General features: G+C 61.9%; 18 protein-coding genes. 7 read left to right on the top strand and 11 right to left on the bottom strand.

Translation table 11 applies throughout. The features are described from left to right. Positions 1-3,096: a multidrug efflux RND transporter permease subunit gene (locus AB4P96_RS26850; protein WP_017138175.1), complete on the bottom strand. Its 3,096-nt coding sequence runs from the start codon at positions 3,094-3,096 to the stop codon at positions 1-3. Further along, a complete protein-coding gene (locus AB4P96_RS26845) occupies positions 3,093-4,259 on the bottom strand; it encodes an efflux RND transporter periplasmic adaptor subunit (RefSeq protein WP_017138174.1) in 1,167 nt (388 codons plus the stop codon). The genes AB4P96_RS26850 and AB4P96_RS26845 overlap by 4 nt, the downstream gene beginning before the upstream one ends. 215 nt (positions 4,260-4,474) lie before the next feature. On the opposite strand from AB4P96_RS26845, the gene AB4P96_RS26840 reads away from it, so the two are divergent. Together AB4P96_RS26840 and AB4P96_RS26835 are read left to right on the top strand one after the other, a co-directional pair. Then, the gene (locus AB4P96_RS26840; protein WP_017138173.1) at positions 4,475-4,708 is read left to right on the top strand and encodes a hypothetical protein; all 234 of its coding nucleotides are present in this window, start codon (positions 4,475-4,477) and stop codon (positions 4,706-4,708) included. A 167-nt stretch (positions 4,709-4,875) separates the two neighbouring features. After that, a complete protein-coding gene (locus AB4P96_RS26835; protein ID WP_026013782.1) occupies positions 4,876-5,658 on the top strand; it encodes a transporter substrate-binding domain-containing protein in 783 nt (260 codons plus the stop codon). A 185-nt stretch (positions 5,659-5,843) separates the two neighbouring features. On the opposite strand, the gene AB4P96_RS26830 is transcribed toward AB4P96_RS26835, so the two are convergent. From AB4P96_RS26830 to AB4P96_RS26810, 5 genes are all read right to left on the bottom strand, one after another. Next, complete coding sequence (locus AB4P96_RS26830; protein WP_017138171.1) at positions 5,844-6,587, bottom strand: YkgJ family cysteine cluster protein; 744 nt, start codon at positions 6,585-6,587, stop codon at positions 5,844-5,846. Between the two features lie 108 nt (positions 6,588-6,695). After that, on the bottom strand, positions 6,696-7,178 hold the full coding sequence (locus tag AB4P96_RS26825) for an N-acetyltransferase (protein WP_017138170.1): 483 nt from the start codon (positions 7,176-7,178) through the stop codon (positions 6,696-6,698). 3 nt (positions 7,179-7,181) lie between these two features. Then, on the bottom strand, positions 7,182-8,084 hold the full coding sequence (locus AB4P96_RS26820; RefSeq protein WP_017138169.1) for a chemotaxis protein CheV: 903 nt from the start codon (positions 8,082-8,084) through the stop codon (positions 7,182-7,184). A gap of 208 nt (positions 8,085-8,292) precedes the next feature. Continuing rightward, positions 8,293-9,267, bottom strand: coding sequence for a D-glycerate dehydrogenase (locus tag AB4P96_RS26815; RefSeq protein WP_017138168.1), 975 nt, complete (start codon positions 9,265-9,267; stop codon positions 8,293-8,295). 142 nt (positions 9,268-9,409) lie between these two features. Then, positions 9,410-10,378: a LysR family transcriptional regulator gene (locus tag AB4P96_RS26810; RefSeq protein ID WP_017138167.1), complete on the bottom strand. Its 969-nt coding sequence runs from the start codon at positions 10,376-10,378 to the stop codon at positions 9,410-9,412. A 182-nt stretch (positions 10,379-10,560) separates the two neighbouring features. Between AB4P96_RS26810 and AB4P96_RS26805 the strand changes: the two genes are divergently transcribed. From AB4P96_RS26805 to AB4P96_RS26790, 4 genes are read left to right on the top strand one after another with little or no spacing between them, the layout of a single operon-like run. Then, on the top strand, positions 10,561-12,096 hold the full coding sequence (locus tag AB4P96_RS26805) for an efflux transporter outer membrane subunit (RefSeq protein ID WP_395600304.1): 1,536 nt from the start codon (positions 10,561-10,563) through the stop codon (positions 12,094-12,096). 10 nt (positions 12,097-12,106) lie between these two features. Further along, complete coding sequence (locus AB4P96_RS26800; RefSeq protein WP_169986930.1) at positions 12,107-14,284, top strand: FUSC family protein; 2,178 nt, start codon at positions 12,107-12,109, stop codon at positions 14,282-14,284. Beyond that, a complete protein-coding gene (locus tag AB4P96_RS26795) occupies positions 14,274-14,474 on the top strand; it encodes a DUF1656 domain-containing protein (RefSeq protein WP_017138164.1) in 201 nt (66 codons plus the stop codon). The genes AB4P96_RS26800 and AB4P96_RS26795 overlap by 11 nt, the downstream gene beginning before the upstream one ends. Before the next feature lie 10 nt (positions 14,475-14,484). Next, positions 14,485-15,345, top strand: a complete 861-nt coding sequence (locus AB4P96_RS26790; protein WP_395600303.1) for an efflux RND transporter periplasmic adaptor subunit — start codon at positions 14,485-14,487, stop codon at positions 15,343-15,345. A 103-nt stretch (positions 15,346-15,448) separates the two neighbouring features. Here AB4P96_RS26790 and AB4P96_RS26785 read toward each other — a convergent pair whose 3' ends face one another. Both AB4P96_RS26785 and AB4P96_RS26780 read right to left on the bottom strand, forming a co-directional pair. Next, positions 15,449-15,850, bottom strand: coding sequence for a nuclear transport factor 2 family protein (locus AB4P96_RS26785; protein WP_017138162.1), 402 nt, complete (start codon positions 15,848-15,850; stop codon positions 15,449-15,451). After that, positions 15,843-17,036 carry an MFS transporter gene (locus AB4P96_RS26780; RefSeq protein ID WP_138452324.1) on the bottom strand — a complete coding sequence of 398 codons (1,194 nt, stop codon included), beginning with the start codon at positions 17,034-17,036 and terminating at the stop codon, positions 15,843-15,845. The genes AB4P96_RS26785 and AB4P96_RS26780 overlap by 8 nt, the downstream gene beginning before the upstream one ends. Positions 17,037-17,147: 111 nt before the next feature. Between AB4P96_RS26780 and AB4P96_RS26775 the strand changes: the two genes are divergently transcribed. Continuing rightward, complete coding sequence (locus AB4P96_RS26775; RefSeq protein ID WP_395600302.1) at positions 17,148-18,005, top strand: LysR family transcriptional regulator; 858 nt, start codon at positions 17,148-17,150, stop codon at positions 18,003-18,005. Here the strand turns inward: AB4P96_RS26775 and AB4P96_RS26770 are convergent. Both AB4P96_RS26770 and AB4P96_RS26765 read right to left on the bottom strand, forming a co-directional pair. Continuing rightward, positions 18,002-18,814 (bottom strand): SDR family oxidoreductase, encoded by an 813-nt coding sequence (locus AB4P96_RS26770; RefSeq protein WP_099548418.1) that lies wholly within the window; start codon positions 18,812-18,814, stop codon positions 18,002-18,004. The genes AB4P96_RS26775 and AB4P96_RS26770 overlap by 4 nt on opposite strands. A gap of 14 nt (positions 18,815-18,828) precedes the next feature. After that, on the bottom strand, positions 18,829-19,293 hold the full coding sequence (locus AB4P96_RS26765; RefSeq protein WP_069786112.1) for a multidrug transporter: 465 nt from the start codon (positions 19,291-19,293) through the stop codon (positions 18,829-18,831). Positions 19,294-19,325: the final 32 nt, after the last annotated feature.

Genomic DNA, 19,325 nt, shown 5'->3' with positions numbered 1-19,325 from the left:
TTAGTGTGTGGTCGCCAGCGCCAGCGCTGGTTTGGGCCTGTGGAAAAACTTCTCAAGGTACAAGTATATGACCGGTGTGGTGAACAGCGTCAGCGCCTGGCTCACCAACAGGCCGCCGACCACCGCGATCCCCAGCGGCTGGCGCAGTTCGGCGCCTGGCCCGGAGCCCAGCATCAACGGCACGGCGCCGAGCAGGGCGGCGAGGGTGGTCATGATGATCGGCCGGAACCGGGTGACGCAGGCTTCATAAATCGCCTCCTCAGGTGGCAGCCCGCGCACGCGCTGGGCCTCCAGGGCAAAGTCGATCATCAGGATGCCGTTTTTCTTGACGATACCGATCAGCAGCACCAGCCCGATCAAGGCCATGATCGAAAAGTCCTGGCCCAGCAACCACAGCATGATCAACGCGCCCAAGCCCGCCGAGGGCAAGGTGGAGATGATCGTCAGCGGGTGCACGAAGCTCTCATACAGCACGCCCAAAATAATATAGACCGCCACCAGCGCCGCCAGGATCAGCCACGGTTGGCTGGCCAAAGAGCTTTGGAACGCCTGGGCCGCACCCTGGAAGGTGCCGATCAGGGTGGTCGGCATGCCGATTTCGTTTTTGGCCTGGTTGAGCATGATCACCGCATCACCCAATGCCACGCCGGGTGCCAGGTTGAACGACAGGTTGGCGGCCGGGAACATGCCGTCATGGCTGATGGACAACGGCCCCACGCTGGGTGGGTCGACCTTGGCCAGTGCCGACAGCGGCACCATCTCGTTGGTCAACGGTGAGCGCAGGTAAAAGTAGTTCAGGCTTTCGGCCTTGCCGCGCTGTTGAGTGTCGAGTTCCAGCACCACCTGGTACTGGTTGATCTCGGTCTGGAACTCGTTGATCTGGCGCTGGCCGAACGCGTCATACAGCGCCTGGTCGACATCGGTAGCGGTGAGGCCAAAGCGCGCCGCCGCCTGGCGGTCGATGCTGATGTGAGTGATGCTGCCGCCCAGTTGCAAGTCGTTGGACAGGTCGCGAAAGGCCGGGTTGGCGCGCAGTTTTTCGGTCAGGCGTTGGGTCCAGGTATTGAGCGTCGCGCCGTCGTTGCTCTTGAGCACATATTGATACTGGGCGCGGCTTGGGCCGGAACTCAAGTTGATGTCCTGGCCGGCGCGCAGGTACAAGACGATGCCAGGCACCTTGGCCAGTTTGGGGCGGATGCGGTCAATGAACTGGCTGGCGGATACATCGCGATCACCGCGGTCCTTCAAGGCGATCCAGAAACGGCCGTTGGCGATGGTCTGGTTGCTGCCGGTCACGCCCACCGAGTGGGAAAACGCGGCCACTGCCGGGTCGTCCTTGACGATCTCGGCCAGCGCCTTGTGCTTGGCGACCATGTCCGGGTACGACACGTCGGCCGCCGCTTCGCTGGTGCCGAGTACAAAGCCGGTGTCCTGCACCGGGAAGAAACCCTTGGGGATAAACACGTAGCCGACCACGGCCAACGCCAGGGTCAGCATAAAGATCGCTGCCATGCTGCGTTGATGCGCCAGCGCACGGCGCAGGTTGCGTGCGTAGCCGGCGAGCAGGCGCTCGCTGAAGCCCGGTTTGTCATGGGCATGATGAGTCGGCGCGCGCATGAACAGCGCGGCCAGGGTCGGCGCCAAAGTCAGCGAAACCACCACCGAAATCAGGATGGTCGAGGTGGCCGTCAGCGCAAATTCCTTGAACAGCCGCCCGACCACACCGCCCATGAACAGCAGCGGAATAAACGCCGCCACCAGCGAGAAGCTGATGGACACCACGGTAAAGCCGATCTCGCCCGAGCCCTTGATTGCCGCCTCGCGTTTATCCAGGCCCGCCTCCAGGTGACGGTGAATGTTCTCCACCACCACGATGGCATCGTCGACCACAAAGCCCACGGCGATCACGATCGCCACCAGCGTCAGGTTATTCAAGCTGAAGCCCAGCACATACATCAGCGCGAAACTGGCGATCAGCGACACGCCGAGTACGCTGGACACAATCAGCGTCGCCGACAATTGGCGCAGGAACAGCGCCATCACCGCCACCACCAGCAGGATGGCGATCAGCAGGGTCACTTCCACTTCATGCAAGGACGCGCGGATGGTCTTGGTGCGGTCGGTCAACACGCTGACCTGCACCGAGGCGGGCAGCATGCCTTCCAGGCGCGGCAGTTCGGCTTGAATGCGGTCCACGGTCTCGACAATGTTGGCGCCGGGCTGGCGCGAAATCACCAGGTTGACCCCGGGCGTGTCACCGGACCAGGCCTGCACGTAGGCGTTTTCCGAACCGTTGATGACTTTGGCGACATCACGCAGCTGCACCGGCGCGCCGTTCTTGTAGGAAACGATCAGTTGGCCGTATTCCTCGGGGTGAAACAGCTGGTCGTTGGTCGATATCGTCGACACGCTGTTCTTGCCGTAAATCGCACCTTTGGCCAGGTTCAGGCTGGACTGCTGGATGGCCAGGCGCACATCGGCGAGGGTCAGGCCGATGGCCGCGAGTTTGTCCGGTGAAGCCTGTACGCGAATCGCCGGGCGTTGCTGCCCGGTGATATTGATCTGGCCAACGCCGTCAATCTGGCTGATCTGCCGCGCCAGCAAGGTTTCTACATAGTCGCTCAGCTCGGTGCTGGGCATGCTGTCGGAGCTGACGCTGAGGATCAGCACCGGGCTGTCGGCCGGGTTGACCTTCTTCCAGGTCGGCAGGCTCGGCATGTCGCTGGGCAGCTTGCCGGAGGCGGTGTTGATCGCCGCCTGCACTTCCTGCGCGGCGGTGTCGATGCTTTTGTTCAGTGTGAATTGCAGGGTCAGCAGGCTTGAGCCCAAGGCGCTGCTGGAGGTCATCTGGGTCATGCCAGGGATGGCGCTGAATTGCACCTCCAAGGGCGTGGCCACGGATGAGGCCATGGTGTCCGGGCTGGCGCCGGGCAAGGTGGCGGTGACCTGGATGGTCGGGAACTCCGCTTCCGGCAGCGGCGCCACAGCCAGGCGCGGGAAGGCAATCAGCCCCAGCAACACCAGCGCAAAGGTCAGCAACAGGGTGGCAACCGGATGGTCGACGCACCAGGCGGACGGGGAACGGCTGCCGCTCATGGTTGCACCTTGGTCTGGGCGGTCTGGATCACTTGTGGTGGCTCTTTGAGCACCTCGATTTGCGCACCGGCCTTGAGCCGCGACTGGCCGTCGCTGACCAGCACATCACCGGCTTGCACGCCCTTGATGATGGTCACGTCGCTGTCCTGATACGCCACCTGCACCGGCACAACCTCAACCTTGTCACCGTTGACGCGGTACACAAAATGCGCGTCGAGCCCACGTTGCACCACGGTCGGTGGCACCACCAGCGCGTTCTTGTCGAGGGCGGTCTGGATCTTGATAGTCACCAGTTGCCCCGGCCACAGACGCTGCGAAGCGTTGTTGAATTCAGCCTTGGCGCGCAGGGTGCCGGTGGTGGAGCTGATCTGGTTGTCGATCAGGCTCAAGTGGCCTTCGCCGAGCAGGTCGCCGGTCTGGCCGTCGGTGTCGGCGCCCATGTAGGCATCGACGCTGGCTTGGGTGGGCGCGGCGATCAAGCCTTGCAGGGTCGGCAACATTTGTTGCGGCAACGAGAACTCCACGGCGATCGGATCGATTTGCGTCACCGAGAACAAGCCTTGGGTATCACTCATGCGCAGGAAGTTGCCTTCATCCACGGTGCGAATGCCGACACGGCCAGTCACCGGCGAGCGAATCTGGGTGTAGGACAGCTGTACCAGGGCCGAATCAATGGCGGCCTGATTACCTTGCGCCGTGGCCTTGAGCTGGTTGACCAGGGCTTGCTGCTGGTCATAGGTCTGCTTGGATACGCCGTCGTCGACGCTCAGCTCTTTGTAGCGCTTGAGGTTTACCAACGCCACTTGCAACTGCGCCTGGCTTTCGCCCAACTGCGCCTTGGCCTGATCAAGGCTCGCGCGGATCGAGCGGTCATCGATGGTCGCCAGCAGGTCACCGGCCTTGACCAATTGGCCCTCCTTGACCAGCAGCTTGGTGAGGATGCCGTCGATTTGCGGGCGGATCACCACGCTGTGCAGCGACAGCACCGAGCCGATACCGCTGACAAATCGAGGAATGTCCTGCTGTGTGACGCTCACCACTCGCACCGGGATAGCGGTGGACACCGCCAGTTTGGTTTTCGCCGGTCGGTTGAAGGCCCAGGCTGCAACTGCCACGACCACCAGGGCAGCCACGATCAGGGCGGTTTTTCGTTGAATGTGCATGGGGTGGGGCGCCGGGGCAAAGGGTTGGGAGAGTGATCGTTCTTTATAGCCCGCCAACCCGGTCAGCACGGTGACTGCTAACTGACAGCGCTGTCAGTAAAGTCCGACCATTCGTACCGGCGGTGGTTAAAGATCCAAGGCGCGCAGGTATACTGCGCGCCAGCGTGGCCCGCAAGCCGGCCACCGCCTCATTTTCTGCACGCCCCGGAGCTTCCATGACTTCCCCGACACAACCCCCTGTTGACGCGGCCGACCTCGTCGATCCGGCCGACGCTCAAAGCGTTGAAAAAGCCGAGATCCCGGCGTTCAAGTTTCCGTTCAAGCCGGGTGAACTGGCTGGGGCCAAAAACGCCGCCCAGCCTTGGTACAAGAATGGCGCCAAGAACGGCCACACCAAGTCGCCAGGCATGGCGCCGCCGGGCACTCGCCGCTCGATGGGTAAACGCTGAGAATAGAACGACCAGCGTTTTATCAGGTGCGGACTACAACACCTGCTGACATTTCCGATTGAAGACCCGCGACCGTTTCTAGAAAGCTTGCACAGCCTTGATTCCATCCCGACCGTTCAGATCGGGCGGGTGGCCAAGGCTGGTCTTTCTGGAAAAGGATGTTTCCCGTGGCTCTGATACCCCTGTGTGCAGCACTTGCCCTTTTGCTGTCGATCGACGCCGTGGCCGACGATGATCAACCCCGGCGCGAAATCCGCTTCGCTGTTGCCGCGCAGTTTCCGCCCTTTCAGAGTCGTAGCCCGCAAGGTCAATTGGTGGGCTTGAACATCGACTTGGGCAACGCCTTGTGTACACAGTTGAATGTGCGCTGCACCTGGGTCGACCAGGTGTTTGTCGAAGACTTCCCGGCCCTCGAAGCCCGGCAGTTCGATGCGATCATGGGCATTGCCGCCACCTCGGGGCGGCGGCGGTGGGTGGGGTTCACCGATAATCTCTACCCTTTTACCACGCGTTTGGTGGCCCGTAAGGCGTCCGGCCTGTTACCCGACACACGCTCGCTCAAGGGTAAGCGTGTCGGTGTGCTGCTGGGCAGCAATCGCGAAGCCTTTGCGCGGTCGCAGTGGGCACCGGCGGGCGTCATCATCAAAAGTTTCTGGCTCAATGACGAACTGGCCCGCAGTCTGGTAGCCGGCAAGATTGATGCGACGCTGCAAGGCACTGTGGAAATTCGCAGTGCACTGCTCGACACCCCGGTTGGCCAGGATTTCGACTTCATGGGGCCGCCCTTGTCCGGTGAACTCTTAGGCAATGGCATTGCCATTGCTGTGCGCAAGTTTGACTCCACTTTGCGCAACGACCTCAATCACGCGCTTGAGCAACTGATGCACAACGGTGAATACCAGCGGATTCTGGCGCCTTATCACTTGGATGAGCCGCCCTCCACTCAATGATGGCCAATTAATTGCGGCACGTGAGCAGGCCCCGTGTTTTGCAAGCCATGGCCAACAGGCGGGCCTACCCGTTCAACTGTGGGAGCTGGCTTGCCTGCGATGGCATCACTTCGGTGTACCTGGTGTGCCGAGTTGCCCGCATCGCAGGCAAGCCAGCTCCCACATCCACACTGGCCGCATCGAGCCTAAGCCGCCCTCAACGAGATAAACGCATAGTTGGCCGGCACCTCAGTGGCAATCTGCGCCCCCGCATCCAGCACCTGTTCGGCGATGTCCATGCCGGAGACGTGAAACACCCACTCATTAGCCACCGATGGTTGCTCAATCGCCAACTCAATCGCCTGCGCAAAGGCAGCCATATCCGGCAAATACGCGGTAAACCCATCGCCCTTGAGCGCCGTGGTACGAATACCCAGCAAGGCGCACACGGCCTCCTTGGTCTGCACATCGTCACGGTCGGCCTGGCGTGAGCGGCGGATCAGCTCAGCCAGTTCTGCATCCATCAACTCACCGCCGACGATCAGCGCCGGCCCCTGTTCCCAGGATTCTGGCGGGCAATCCTTGGCGGCGGGGTTCAATGGGATATGCGGGTTGATTTCCATCGGGTAGATGCGACACACCAGTGGGCGACGCTCATAGATGCCACAACGGTTGTCTTCGTCAAGATTGCGGCAACGCCCGGCGTTGTAGGCGGCAAAGGTGATTGCCACAAACGCCTCGGTATTGCCGCTCGGCACTACCACTGAACGGCGTTCGGCATGCTCGCGTTGTTGCACCGGCAAGCCCAGGCCGGTGCCAAGAAAGCCCTCCACCAGCACGATGACGTTACCGCCGTCAGCCGCCCAACTGCGGGCTTCTTCGAGGGTCAGGGGAACGTGATGGTCGCTGCAGCATTTGCCGCAACCCACGCAGGAAAAGTGAGTATTCATGGAGGATCTGTCACCAGGCAAGGTCAGAGGGCACTCTTGAACGGTGACGGGTTTTTGCCTCTATTCACTGTTCAGGCTCAGTGGAAGCAAGTTATGCGCCAGTGCCGGTCAGTCCTCGGGTACCTGGTCGCGCAGCACAAACACCATGCCGGCACTTTCATACAACTGTCGGGCGCGTTGGTTGGTTTCCAGCACCTTCAGGTCCACACAGGGCTCGCCGCGTTGCTTGAACACGTGGAAGGTATGCAGCAACAAGGCACGCCCCAGCCCCTGGCCTTGGGCGCACGGATGGACCGAGAGGTTCTTGATAAACGCGCTGGTCCAGCACTGGGCCACGCCAAGAATGCCGTCTGCGTTACTGGCCACCAGGCATAGCGTGGGGTCGAACTCGGCGTCGGTGACGAACTGCCGGCGCCATTCTGCCAGGCTGGGGACACGGCCGCCGCCCTGTTCCTGGGTCATGCGCAATACGGCATGGATGGCCGGGGCCAGCTCATCGCGGTAATGATCCAGCCGGGTATTGGCCGGCCACTGCGGTGCTGGCAGGCTGGTAGTAAGGTCGCGGCGCAGCAGTTGGAAATACTCCGCCACCGCTTACAGGCCTTTTTGCGCCACAGTTTGCGCGGCAACCACCAGGCATTTGGTCAGCTCGGGCGACGAGAACTTGGTGAGCACCGCGTCGGCACCGGCCAGGCGGGCCTTCTCGCTGTTCATCGCGCTGTCCAGGGAGGTGTGCAGCAGCACGTAAAGCTCCTGGAAGTCCGGGGTTTCGCGCAGGGTGCGGGTGAGGGCGTAACCGTCCATTTCGGACATCTCGATGTCCGACACCACCACGTTGATCTGCTCGACCGTGCCTTGCAGCTCCAGCAGCACATCAATGGCTTCCTTGGCACTGCGCGCGGTGTGGCACGTCAGGCCGAGGTTGCGCAGGGTGTGTACCGATTGCTGCAGAGCCACCTGGCTGTCGTCCACCACCAGGATTCGCGCGTTGCCGAGCACTTCGGCTTCTTCCATGGTCAAGTCGGTCGGCGCCGCTTCAACGGGGGCCGGGGCAATGCCGTGGATGACCTTTTCGATATCCAGCACCTGCACCAGGCCGCCTTCGACCTGAGTCACGCCGGTGATAAACGAGCGATTGCCGCCGGAGCCATAGGGCGGCGGGCGGATGTCGGTGGTCAGGCAATGCACAATCTTGCTCACCGCCTGCACATGCAGGCCCTGCTTGGAACGGCTGACATCGGTGACGATCAGGCAGCCGCCGTTCGGGTCTTGCAGCGGCATCTCACCGAGGGCGCGGCTCAGGTCGATCACCGACAGCGAGGCACCGCGCAGGGTGGCGATGCCTTTGACGTGCGGGTGCGACTCCGGCAGCTTGGTCAGCGGCGGGCAGGGGATGATTTCACTGACTTTGAGCAGGTTGATGGCCATCAGCTTGCCGCTGCGCAAGGTAAAGAGCAGAAGCGAGAGTGAATCTGCGCGGGCTTTGGTGGTGGACATAAAAACCTTCTGTGGATCAGGGATGACGATCTATGGAAGGTTATCGACTCGGGGGAGCCAGGCTTTAACCGGATTTTGTGTCGGGCTGGGCTTGTGTGGGAGCTGGCTTGCCTGCGATGCAGGCACCTCGGTCTTCCAGTTGCACTGAGGTGATGCCATCGCAGGCAAGCCAGCTCCCACACAAAACCCATCCCATATGAGATCGGCGTCAGCCCTTCCAGACTTGCGGGTTGACCAGATCCTGCGGACGTTGCCCCAGCAAGGCGCTGCGCAGGTTGTCCAGGGCGCGATTGGCCATGGCTTCACGGGTTTCATGGGTGGCCGAGCCGATATGCGGCAGGGTCACCGCATTGCTCAGTTGGAACAGCGGCGATTCGGCCAGCGGCTCTTGCTCATACACATCCAGCCCGGCGCCACGGATTTTCTGGGTTTGCAGCGCTTCAATGAGTGCCGGTTCATCCACCACAGGCCCACGGGAAATATTGATCAGGATCGCGCTGGACTTCATCAGCCCCAATTCGCGGGTGCTGATCAAGTGGCGGGTCTTGTCGCTCAACGGCACCACCAGGCAGACAAAATCCGCCTCGGCCAGCAACTGGTCCAGGCTGCGCAACTGCGCGCCCAGCTCCTGCTCCAGCTGGGTCTTGCGGCTGTTGCCGCTGTACAGAATCGGCATATTGAAGCCCAGGCGCCCACGCCGGGCCACGGCTGCGCCGATATTGCCCATGCCCACTATGCCGAGGGTCTTGCCGTGTACATCGCAGCCAAACAGCGGCGCGCCAACGCTGGCTTTCCACTGGCCGGCCTTGGTCCAGGCATCCAGTTCGGCCACGCGGCGCGCACTGCTCATCAGCAGGGCGAAGGCCAGGTCGGCGGTGCTTTCGGTGAGTACGTCCGGGGTGTTGGTGAGCATGATCCCGCGCTCGTTGAAGTACGGCACGTCGTAGTTGTCGTAACCCACCGACACGCTGGACACCACTTCCAGCTTGCTCGCGCCTTCCAGCTGCGCACGCCCCAGCTTGCGGCCTACGCCAATCAGGCCATGGGCGTGGGGCAGGGCTTCATTGAATTGAGCATTGATGTCACCCAGCTTGGGGTTCGGCGCGATCACCTCGAAGTCCTGTTGCAGGCGTTCGATCATTTGCGGGGTGACACGGCTGAAGGCGAGGACAGTCTTTTTCATTGCAGAACTCCGCTCAAAATGTGGGAGCTGGCTTGCCTGCGATGCTGGCGCCTCGGTGTATCAGCAGTACCGAGGCGATGCTATCGCAGGCAAGCCAGCTCCCACAGTAAATGGATGGTGTTTGTGGGGCCGTATTCCAAAATCAGTTCGCCAGGCGTGTGCCGCCCAGGCTGCCACTCAACTCATACGCCACCAACTCCGCCTGATGCGCCGCCAGAATCTCCGGCAACGACCCTCTCAGGTATTCCACCCAGGTCTTGATCTTCGCATCCAGGTACTGGCGCGAGGGGTAGATGGCATACAGGTTCAGCTCCTGCGAGCGGTAGTTGGGCATCACCCGCACCAGCGTGCCGTTACGCAAACCCTCAATAGCCGCATACACCGGCAGCAGGCCGACGCCCATGCCGCTGGTGATCGCGGTTTTCATCGCATCAGCCGAGTTGACCAGGAACGGCGAAGTGTTGATCGCCACGCTTTCCTGGCCTTCGGGGCCGTTGAAGGTCCATTTGTCCAGCTGGATCACCGGGCTGACCAGGCGCAGGCAGGCGTGGTTGAGCAAATCCTGGGGCCGCTGTGCGCAACCTTTGGCCTTGACGTAATCCGGCGAGGCACACGCGATGCTGTAGGTGATGCCCAGGCGCTGGGACACAAAACCCGAATCCGGCAGCTCGCTGGCCAGCACGATGGACACGTCGTAACCCTCGTCGAGCAGGTCCGGCACGCGGTTGGCCAGGGTCAGGTCGAAGGTCACGTCGGGGTGGGTGCGACGGTAACGGGCAATTGCGTCAATCACGAAATGCTGGCCGATGCCGGTCATGGTATGCACTTTCAGCTGCCCGGCGGGGCGTGCGTGGGCGTCGCTGGCTTCGGCCTCGGCTTCCTCGACATAAGCCAGGATCTGCTCACAACGCAGCAAATAGCGCTTGCCGGCCTCGGTCAGCGCGATGCGGCGAGTGGTGCGGTTGAGCAAGCGGGTTTGCAGATGGGCCTCAAGGTTGGAGACCGCGCGCGAAACGTTGGCGGTGGTGGTGTCCAGTTGCACGGCGGCGGCGGTGAAGCTGCCGGCCTCGGCCACGCAACTGAAGGCGCGCATATTTTGCAAAGTGTCCATGGAGTGTTCTCAAGGGAGATAGCAAATTGTGACAGAAAGTTACGCCGTCCAGTGATCCCTACCAACGGATTATCGCCTGAACGGTAACAAAGATTCACAGGAATGCCAGCTTATCGTTCCCCATGGCGCCCCCTAGAATTGCGCCACCTTCCCCGCCTCACCACCTCAGGAATTCGTTCGCCGTGCCGCGTCGCATCAGCAGAGAGCTGAAGGCTCTCATCAACAGAGCGCTGAAGGCTCTCAGTGTTTTGGCCTTATCGTTAGCAATCAGCGGCTGCATCGGAACCGGAGGAATCGCCCCCCAAGGCCAAGCCTTCAACGCCAATACCCTGGCCACCGACGCCGCCATCCAGAGCGCCGCGCAGGACGCCCACTGGCCCACCACACAATGGTGGCAAGCCTATGGCGACATGCAACTCAACCGCTGGGTCGACCTCGCCACGCAAAACAGCCCGAACATGGCCATGGCCGCCGCGCGGGTGCGGGAAGCGCGGGCCATGGCCGGGATCGCCGAGTCGGCTGAGTCGTTGCAGATCAACAGTGACACCACGCTCAAACGCCACAATTGGCCGAAAGATCAGTTCTACGGGCCGGGCGAATTGAGCGGTGCCAATACCTGGGACAACACCGCGTCCCTGGGCTTGAGCTACGCCCTCGACCTGTGGGGCCGCGAAAGCAATGCCAGCGAACGCGCCGTCGACCTGGCGCATATGAGCGCTGCCGAAGCGCGTCAGGCCCAGCTCGAATTGCAGAACAATGTGGTGCGCGCCTATATCCAGCTGTCGTTGCATTTCGCCAACCGCGATATCGTCGCCGCCACCCTGGCCCAGCAACAGCAGATCCTCGACCTGGCCAATAAGCGCCTGAATGCCGGCATCGGCACGCATTTCGATGTGAGCCAGGCCGAAACGCCCTTGCCCGAAACCCATCGCCAACGCGACGCACTCGACGAAGAAATCGCCCTGAGCCGCAACCAGCTCGCGGCATTGGCCGGCAAAGGGCCGGGCGAGGGCGCGCAACTGCAACGCCCGAGTTTGTCCTTGGCCGCGCCGCTGAAGCTGCCCTCAAGCCTGCCCGCGCAATTGCTCGGCCAACGCCCGGACGTGGTTGCCAGCCGCTGGCAGGTCGCCGCCCAGGCGCGCGGCATCGATGTGGCACACGCCGGTTTCTACCCCAACGTCGATCTGGTTGGCAGCCTCGGCTATATGGCCACCGGCGGCACGATGCTGGGGTTTCTCAGCGGGCAGAAATTCAACTACACCGTCGGCCCGGCGATCAGCCTGCCGATCTTCGACGGCGGCCGTTTGCGTGGGCAGTTGGGCGAAGCCAGCGCCGGTTATGACATCGCCGTGGCCAAGTACAACCAGACGCTGGTCAATGCGCTCAAGGGCATCAGCGACCAGTTGATCCGCCGCGAATCCATGGACAAGCAAGCCACCTTTGCCGCGCAGTCGGTGGCCTCGGCGCAGAAAACCTACGACATCGCCATGATCGCCTACCAGCGCGGCCTCACCGATTACCTCAATGTGCTCAACGCTCAGACCTTGTTGTTTCGCCAGCAACAGATCGAACAACAGGTGCAGGCCGCGCGCCTGAGTGCCCATGCCGAACTGGTCACGGCCCTGGGTGGCGGGCTCGGCGCCGGTAACGACGTACCACCGGACGCCAAGACACTGCCGAGCAAAACCCCGGCGGCGCTCGCCGTGTTTGATCACTGAGTAGACTGTAATGACTCCCTTGCCTGCACCGCTGCGCTGGTTGCACTCCCTTGAGTGGCGCCGTGGTTTTTTCGACTGGGCCCGCAGCGACGGCGTGACCTGGGTGTATATCTTCAAGGTGCTGATCGCTGCGTTCCTGACGTTGTGGCTGGCCATGCGCCTGGAGTTGCCGCAACCGCGCACGGCGATGATCACCGTATTTATCGTGATGCAACCGCAGAGCGGCCAGGTGTTTGCCAAGAGTTTCTATCGCTTCCTCGGCACCTTGGCGGGCTCGGCGGTGATGGTCTTGTTGATTGCCTTGTTTGCGCAGAACACCGAATTGTTCCTGGGCGCGTTGGCGATCTGGGTGGGCATCTGCACCGCTGGCGCCACGCGTAATCGCAACTTTCGCGCCTACGGCTTTGTACTGGCCGGCTATACGGCGGCGATGGTTGGTTTGCCGGCGCTGGCAAACCCGGACGGCGCGTTTATGGCGGCGGTATGGCGCGTGCTGGAAATTTCCCTGGGGATTTTATGCTCCACCGTGGTCAGCGCCGCGATCCTGCCGCAAACCTCCAGCGCGGCGATGCGCAACGCCCTGTACCAGCGCTTTGGTGTGTTCGCGCTGTTCGTCACCGACGGCCTGCGTGGGCGCAGCCAGCGCGAAGGTTTCGAGGCCAGCAACGTGCGTTTTATCGCCGAAGCCGTGGGCCTGGAAGGGCTGCGCAGCGTCACCGTGTTTGAAGACCCGCACATGCGTCGGCGCAATGGTCGACTCAGCCGCCTCAACAGCGAATTCATGAGCATCACCACGCGCTTCAACGCCCTGCACCAGTTGCTCGAACGGTTACGTGCGCACGCGGCTGATCATGTGGTGGCTGCGATCAAGCCCGGCCTGCAAGGCCTTGCCGAAGTGCTCGACGGCTTCTCCGGTCGGGCGCTCACCAGCCCCGACGCCGCACGGCTGGTCAACCAACTCAGCGCCTACAAAGACGAGCTTCCCGCGACGGTGCGTGCCCTGCGTGCAAGCTTTCAGGAAGCCAACCCAAGCGAAGCTGAACAGCTGGATTTTCATACCGCCTACGAGCTGCTTTATCGCTTTGTCGATGACTTGCACAACTACGCGCTGACCCACGCTTCCCTGGCCGACCACAGCCATGAGCGCGAGCAGTGGAACGAGACCTTTATCCCCAAGACCAACTGGCTGGCCTGCGCGGCTTCGGGTATTCGTGCGTCGTTCATCCTTATTGTGCTCGGCAGCTACTGGGTGGCCACCGCCTGGCCCAGCGGCGCAACCATGACGCTGATTGCCGCCGCCACCGTCGGCCTGTCCGCCGCCACGCCCAACCCCAAGCGCATGGCCTTTCAAATGGCCTGCGGCACCTTGATCGGCGCACTGGTTGGCTTTGTCGAAATGTTCTTCGTGTTCCCCTGGATCGACGGTTTCCCGCTGCTGTGCGTGATGCTCGCGCCGGTGATCATCTTCGGCTCGTTCCTGGCCTCACGCCCGCAATACGCCGGGGTAGGCGTGGGCCTGTTGATCTTTTTCAGCACCGGCTCGGTGCCGGACAACCTCACGGTCTACAACCCCTACACCTTTATCAACGACTACATCGCCATGATCATCGGCATGCTGGTGTGCGCGGCGGCGGGGGCGATCATTCTGCCGCCCAACAGCCGTTGGTTGTGGCGCCGTTTGGAGCAGGACCTGCGCGAGCAGGTTGTGTATGCGATCAGCGGCAAGCTCAAGGGCCTGGCCTCGAGTTTTGAAAGCCGCACCCGCGATTTGCTGCACCAGGCCTACGGCCTCGCCGTTGGCCAGCCGCAGGTGCAGCGTGATTTGCTGCGCTGGATGTTCGTGGTGCTGGAAGTCGGCCACGCGATCATCGAACTGCGCAAGGAACAGGCGATTTTGCCGGTGCACCCGGCGTATGCCCAATCCCAGCCGTGGCGCCAGGCGATCCGCGTGATGGGGCGCTCGCTGGTGCGGCTGTTTTTGCAACCGAGCGCGAACAATCTGGAGCGTGGACTGGTGGCTGTCGACCATGCGATCAGCCGTGTACAGGCCACCGACGAACCCTTCGCCCCGCATTTTGATACCTCGGCGCTGCGCCGGGTGAAAAGCTACCTGCACTTTATCCGCACCTCGCTGCTAGACCCGCAATCGCCATTGGCTGCTCTCAAAGGAGCCCCGCATGCCCCGTGAAATCGCATTCCATGGCCTGTACATGCCGACCATGACCCTGTTGTTTTTTATCGCCGCAGGGTTGGCCTGGGCGTTGGACCGCTTCCTGGCCGGGTTCGACCTCTACCGTTTTTTCTGGCACCCGGCGCTGCTGCGCCTGAGCCTGTTCGTTTGCTTGTTCGGCGCGCTCGCGCTGACCGTCTACCGTTGAGAATGCCCCGATGAAAAAGTTTTTCAGCCTGCTCGCGACCTTGCTGGTATTGGCATTGGCGATCTGGATTGGCCGCACGTTGTGGGTGCACTACATGCAAACGCCGTGGACCCGCGATGGCCGCGTGCGCGCCGACATCATCAATGTGGCGGCCGACGTTACGGGCGAAGTGGTGGATGTACCGGTGCGTGACAACCAGTTGGTGAAGAAGGGCGACCTGCTGATGCAGATCGACCCCGAGCACTACCGCATTGCCGTCAAACAGGCGCAGTCGCTGGTGGCTTCGCGCAAAGCTACCTGGGAGATGCGCAAGGTCAACGCCCACCGCCGTGCCGACCTCGACGCGCTGGTGATCTCCAGGGAAAACCGCGACGACGCCAGCAACATCGCCGACTCGGCGTTGGCCGATTACCAGCATGCGTTGGCGCAACTGGAAGCCGCTGAACTTAACTTGAAACGTACGCAGGTGGTGGCGGCAGTGGACGGTTATGTCACCAACCTCAATGTGCACCGTGGCGACTATGCGCGTATTGGCGAGGCCAAGATGGCCGTGGTCGATATGAACTCGTTCTGGGTCTACGGCTTCTTCGAAGAGACCAAGCTGCCCCATGTGAAGGTGGGCGACAAAGCCGATATGCAACTGATGAGCGGCGAGACGCTCAAGGGCCACGTGGAAAGCATCTCGCGGGGTATCTACGACCGCGACAACCCCGAGAGCCGTGAGCTGATCGCCGATGTGAACCCGACCTTCAACTGGGTGCGCCTGGCCCAGCGGGTGCCGGTGCGGATTCATATCGATGAAGTGCCCGAAGGCGTGCTGCTGGCGGCGGGGATCACCTGCACCGTCATCGTCAACCCAACGCAACATTAAACTGTGGAAGCTGGCTTGCCTGCGATAGCGGGCTGTCAGTTGACCTGTTTTCAGCTGACCCACCGTCATCGCAGGCAAGCCAGCTCCCACAGTTTTGGCTGTGTCATGCCTTGATGAAGGTTTCATGCAGATGGCGCCACAGCAGCGCGCCGCTGGCCTGTTTTTCGAATACCACGGTGGCGCGGCGGTCAGTCTGGGTGCCGCTGTCATCAATCTGGTGTTCGCGGTAAGTCACCGTGGCGCCGCGCGCGTGCCGGTCGATCCCGGCCATTTCGCTCAAGGTGATCTTCAACCCCGGGCGCATACCGCCCAGGCGCGTGAACAACGCTTTAACCCCGGCTGTATTCACTCTCGTGCCGGTGGCGGGTGCGACCATGCTGAAATCGGGTGAAAAGCGCGCAAGCAAGGTTTCCAGGGTGCCTTCAGGCGCAACCCCGGCAAACCATTGCTCGATCTCGACGTGGGTCTGGATCACTTCTTCAAAAAAATCGTTGTAATCAATCATGGCTGGGCTCGCTGGCAGGGTGAAGCAGCGTGCGGACTCTGGATGTATCCAGGCGCAACACGGCAAAAAGGGGCAGCAGTGTCAGGGCTGCGGCTATCGTGAAGGTTATGACGAAGGAATCCAAGGCCGACAACAACGCACTGAGGGCGGCAGCGCCGAGGCAGAAGCTGACTTGTCGATTGATGTTCCACAGCGCACTGGCGTGGCCCATGCGCTCGGCGGGTATGTCGAGAAACGCCAAGGTCTGCGCCGTGCTGCTGCACAGGCTGCCGCCCAGGCCCATCAACGCGTAGGCCAGAATAATTACGGCCGGTTCGGGTTTTGTCAGCAGCAGGATGCCGATGCATTGCAGGGCCATGCCCGCCAGCAGCAAGGGTTTTGGGCCGTAGCGGTTGAAGCGTTTTTTGCTCAGGAAAATCGCCAGTGCCGACGCCAGCGCCCACGGCAACATCAGCGCGCCGGTGTGTGTCGCGTCGTAGCCCAGGCCGCGCAGGTAGAGAATAGCGATCAGGCTGGTGCCGATAAATATGCCGGGGATGAACAGATAGACCAACATCGCCACGCGCAGCATCGGGCTGCGGATCTGTTTGAAAATACTGCGCACATCCAGGGCCGGGCGCACTGTTACAGGTGCATCAGGTTTTATCCACAGCAGTGCCAGCAGCAACGTGAGCAACGCCAGCGGCAGGTTGGCGTAGAAGATCCAGCGCCATGACACACTGTCGACGATTAGCCCGCCCAAAGCCGGCGACAATGCCGGTACCAGCAGCGCCACCGACATCACGCTGGCTGTCAATTGGCTGCGTTCTGCCGCTGGATAGTGCCGGTAAGCCATGGCCTGGCCCACGGGGATCAGCAAGCCACCGCCCAAACCTTGCAACGCCCGCCAGCCAATCAGCGTTTCGATGGAACCCGCCTGGCCAACCATCACCGAGGCGCCCGCGAACAACAGCAGGCTCGCCGCGATCAGCGTCCGTTCGCCCATGATCGCCGCCAGCCACACACTCAACGGAATGATCACGGTCAGCCCGAGTACGTAGGCGTTGCTGATCCACGCCAATTGCGTGACCGAGGCGTGCAGTTCGCGGGCGATGTCCGGGTAGGCAACGGTGGCGACAAACATGTTCACCAGGTCCAGGGCAAAGCCGAGTAAAAAGATCCAGGCGACTTTTGAGCGGTAGGTCATAAACGCGATCCTGCGAGTGAAGCGGGCAGGGTAGGTCGCAAGCAGCGTTTGGGATACGGTGATTTGACTGTTAGTTTGTCAAAAATATTTTGACAAAGGAGCGCGAGGCCAATGGTCAGCCTGGACCGATTCGACACCTTCAAAGCCGTGGTCGAGGCCGGCTCGCTCACCGCCGCCGCCGATCGGCTGGGCCAGACCCGCGCCGTGGTCAGCTTCAACCTCAAGCGCCTTGAGGCAGAACTGGGCGTGACCCTGTTAACTCGCAGCACCCGCCAGTTGGCACTGACGGATGCCGGTGAGCGCTTTTACCTGCGTTGCACGCGCATGCTGGAAGAAGCTCGGTTGGCGGTGGAAGAAGCCCGCTCCGAACATGCCCAGCTCAAAGGCACCTTACGCATCACCACCACGGTGGAATACGCGTTGGCAGTCGTTGCTCCTGCGGTGGAGGCTTTTCGGCGCCTGCACCCGGACTTGAACATTCACTTATCCACATCCTCCACCCATGCCGATTTGATCTCCGAACGCTTTGACGTGGCGATTCGGTTGGGGCGACTGCTCGACTCCAATCACCGGGCGGTGCAGCTGTCGACCTTTGAGGTGTTTGCTGTCGCCGCGCCTGAGTTTGCCGAGGTGCAAACCCTGGATGCGTTGGAGCGCGTGCCCAAGTTAGGCCATGGCCGTTTGACGGAGCTGAGCCTGACCGACCCGGCCGGCGGCGAGCATCAATACCGTTCCGGCCCTGCGGCGCTGGTGGCCGACAGTGCGTCTGTGCTCCAGGCTTTTGCCGTGCGTGGGCATGGTGTGGCGGTGCTGCCGCAATGGCTGGTGCAGGGTGATCTGGACGCGGGGCGGTTGGTGCGCTTACTGGCGGACCATCGCTTCGCGGCGCAAGGGATTTACGCGATGTACCCGGATACACGGCATTTGCCGCTGAAGGTGCGGGCGTTTATTGATTTTATGAAGGGCTAGAGTGAGCCAGAGAGTCCGAACCGCTTCTTCAGGACTTTCTCCAGCAACCCTTTTGGCAACAGCGCCGCCATCAACGGCAACGCTCGGCTGCCATTGCCCGCACGCAACATCCGTGGCGGTGTTGGGTGTTGCACAGCCTTAAGCACTTGAGCTGCAAACTGCTCGGCCGAAGTCGGGTTGCCCTGCGAAGCCTGGGAGCGCGCACGAATACCTTCACGCAACGGCCACCAGGGCGATTGTTCGTTGATCAGCAGCTCAGCCTGGGCGCCGGCGTTTTTCGCGAAGCTTGTATTGATTGCTCCCGGCTGTACTTCCAGCACGCGCACGCCAAACGGCGCCAGTTCCATACGCAATGCATCGCTCAAGGCATGCACCGCCGCTTTCGAGGCGCAGTACGCACCGGCAAACGGCGTGACCAGCACACCCGAAACGCTGCCGATATTCACCACCAGCCCTTTACTGCGCCGCAGCGCGGGAAACAGCGCCTGGGTGACGCCGACGATGGAAAACACATTGGTCTCGAACTGGCGCTGCATGGCTTTGGTGCCGCCGTCGAGCAGCGGCCCCATGGCGCCGTAGCCGGCATTGTTGATCAACACGTCCAGTTCGCCGAGTTGTTCGGCCAGGCGCTGCAAGGCCGCGCTGTCGTTGACGTCCAGCAGCACGGCATTGAAGCCGGCAGCAGCGAGGGCGGCGACGTCCGCTTCGCGGCGGGCGCTGGCCCACACGTCGAAACCGGCGGATTTAAATGCGTCAGCCAGGGCGCGGCCAATGCCACTGGAACAACCGGTGATGAGTACGTTGGGCATGGATCAATCCTTTGTCAGTCCGAGAAACTGCCTTGCAGGTGCTCGGCGCGAAATTCCAGGGTTTGCGGGCGGTAGCCGGGGCGCAGCGGCGGCGTCGGTAAACAGTCGTCCCAGGTGGCGCCGGCCTGTAATTCGCCGGGGCCGCGATAGCGCGGCGCAGCATAAACGTTATCGGCCAGGTTCACCGTGTCCCCCGGTGCATACGCTGCGAGGCGCCAGCGCAATTCAGTGAGCGGCACGTCGTTGCCGTTGATCAGCACCAGTTTCAACGGTCGGTCGGCCGGGCATTCCTGCGGCGCGTAGCTGATGCGCAGTTCCAGGCGTGCCAGTTGCGAGGCTTCGCGGCTGTCCAGCCACACCACCCAGATGGCGACAAAACCCAGGCCGACGGCGGCGGCCAGCGATACCGGCAAGGCTTTGGCGGGGTAGCGCAGCAGCAGGATCAGCCAGGTGATGATCAGTAGAACGCCGAAGAACATGATGATGACCTCGCGAAGGGATAGACCATCGT

The organism is Pseudomonas sp. B19125, assembly GCF_044218855.1.
GTDB lineage: Bacteria > Pseudomonadota > Gammaproteobacteria > Pseudomonadales > Pseudomonadaceae > Aquipseudomonas > Aquipseudomonas edaphica.
Note: the sequence above shows the minus strand (reverse complement) of the source record. Positions and strands in the feature narration are given on the sequence as shown.

What these genes read in the sequence shown, in the direction of transcription:
- AB4P96_RS26790 (WP_395600303.1), top strand. Translation starts at nt 14,485, where the DNA reads ATGAAAAAGTTTTTCAGCCTGCTCGCGACCTTGCTGGTATTGGCATTG.
- AB4P96_RS26775 (WP_395600302.1), top strand. Translation starts at nt 17,148, where the DNA reads ATGGTCAGCCTGGACCGATTCGACACCTTCAAAGCCGTGGTCGAGGCC.
- AB4P96_RS26830 (WP_017138171.1), bottom strand. Translation starts at nt 6,587, where the DNA reads ATGAATACTCACTTTTCCTGCGTGGGTTGCGGCAAATGCTGCAGCGAC.
- AB4P96_RS26785 (WP_017138162.1), bottom strand. Translation starts at nt 15,850, where the DNA reads ATGATTGATTACAACGATTTTTTTGAAGAAGTGATCCAGACCCACGTC.
- AB4P96_RS26840 (WP_017138173.1), top strand. Translation starts at nt 4,475, where the DNA reads ATGACTTCCCCGACACAACCCCCTGTTGACGCGGCCGACCTCGTCGAT.
- AB4P96_RS26780 (WP_138452324.1), bottom strand. Translation starts at nt 17,036, where the DNA reads ATGACCTACCGCTCAAAAGTCGCCTGGATCTTTTTACTCGGCTTTGCC.
- AB4P96_RS26795 (WP_017138164.1), top strand. Translation starts at nt 14,274, where the DNA reads ATGCCCCGTGAAATCGCATTCCATGGCCTGTACATGCCGACCATGACC.
- AB4P96_RS26850 (WP_017138175.1), bottom strand. Translation starts at nt 3,096, where the DNA reads ATGAGCGGCAGCCGTTCCCCGTCCGCCTGGTGCGTCGACCATCCGGTT.
- AB4P96_RS26765 (WP_069786112.1), bottom strand. Translation starts at nt 19,293, where the DNA reads ATGTTCTTCGGCGTTCTACTGATCATCACCTGGCTGATCCTGCTGCTG.
- AB4P96_RS26820 (WP_017138169.1), bottom strand. Translation starts at nt 8,084, where the DNA reads ATGTCCACCACCAAAGCCCGCGCAGATTCACTCTCGCTTCTGCTCTTT.
- AB4P96_RS26845 (WP_017138174.1), bottom strand. Translation starts at nt 4,259, where the DNA reads ATGCACATTCAACGAAAAACCGCCCTGATCGTGGCTGCCCTGGTGGTC.
- AB4P96_RS26800 (WP_169986930.1), top strand. Translation starts at nt 12,107, where the DNA reads ATGACTCCCTTGCCTGCACCGCTGCGCTGGTTGCACTCCCTTGAGTGG.
- AB4P96_RS26770 (WP_099548418.1), bottom strand. Translation starts at nt 18,814, where the DNA reads ATGCCCAACGTACTCATCACCGGTTGTTCCAGTGGCATTGGCCGCGCC.
- AB4P96_RS26815 (WP_017138168.1), bottom strand. Translation starts at nt 9,267, where the DNA reads ATGAAAAAGACTGTCCTCGCCTTCAGCCGTGTCACCCCGCAAATGATC.
- AB4P96_RS26810 (WP_017138167.1), bottom strand. Translation starts at nt 10,378, where the DNA reads ATGGACACTTTGCAAAATATGCGCGCCTTCAGTTGCGTGGCCGAGGCC.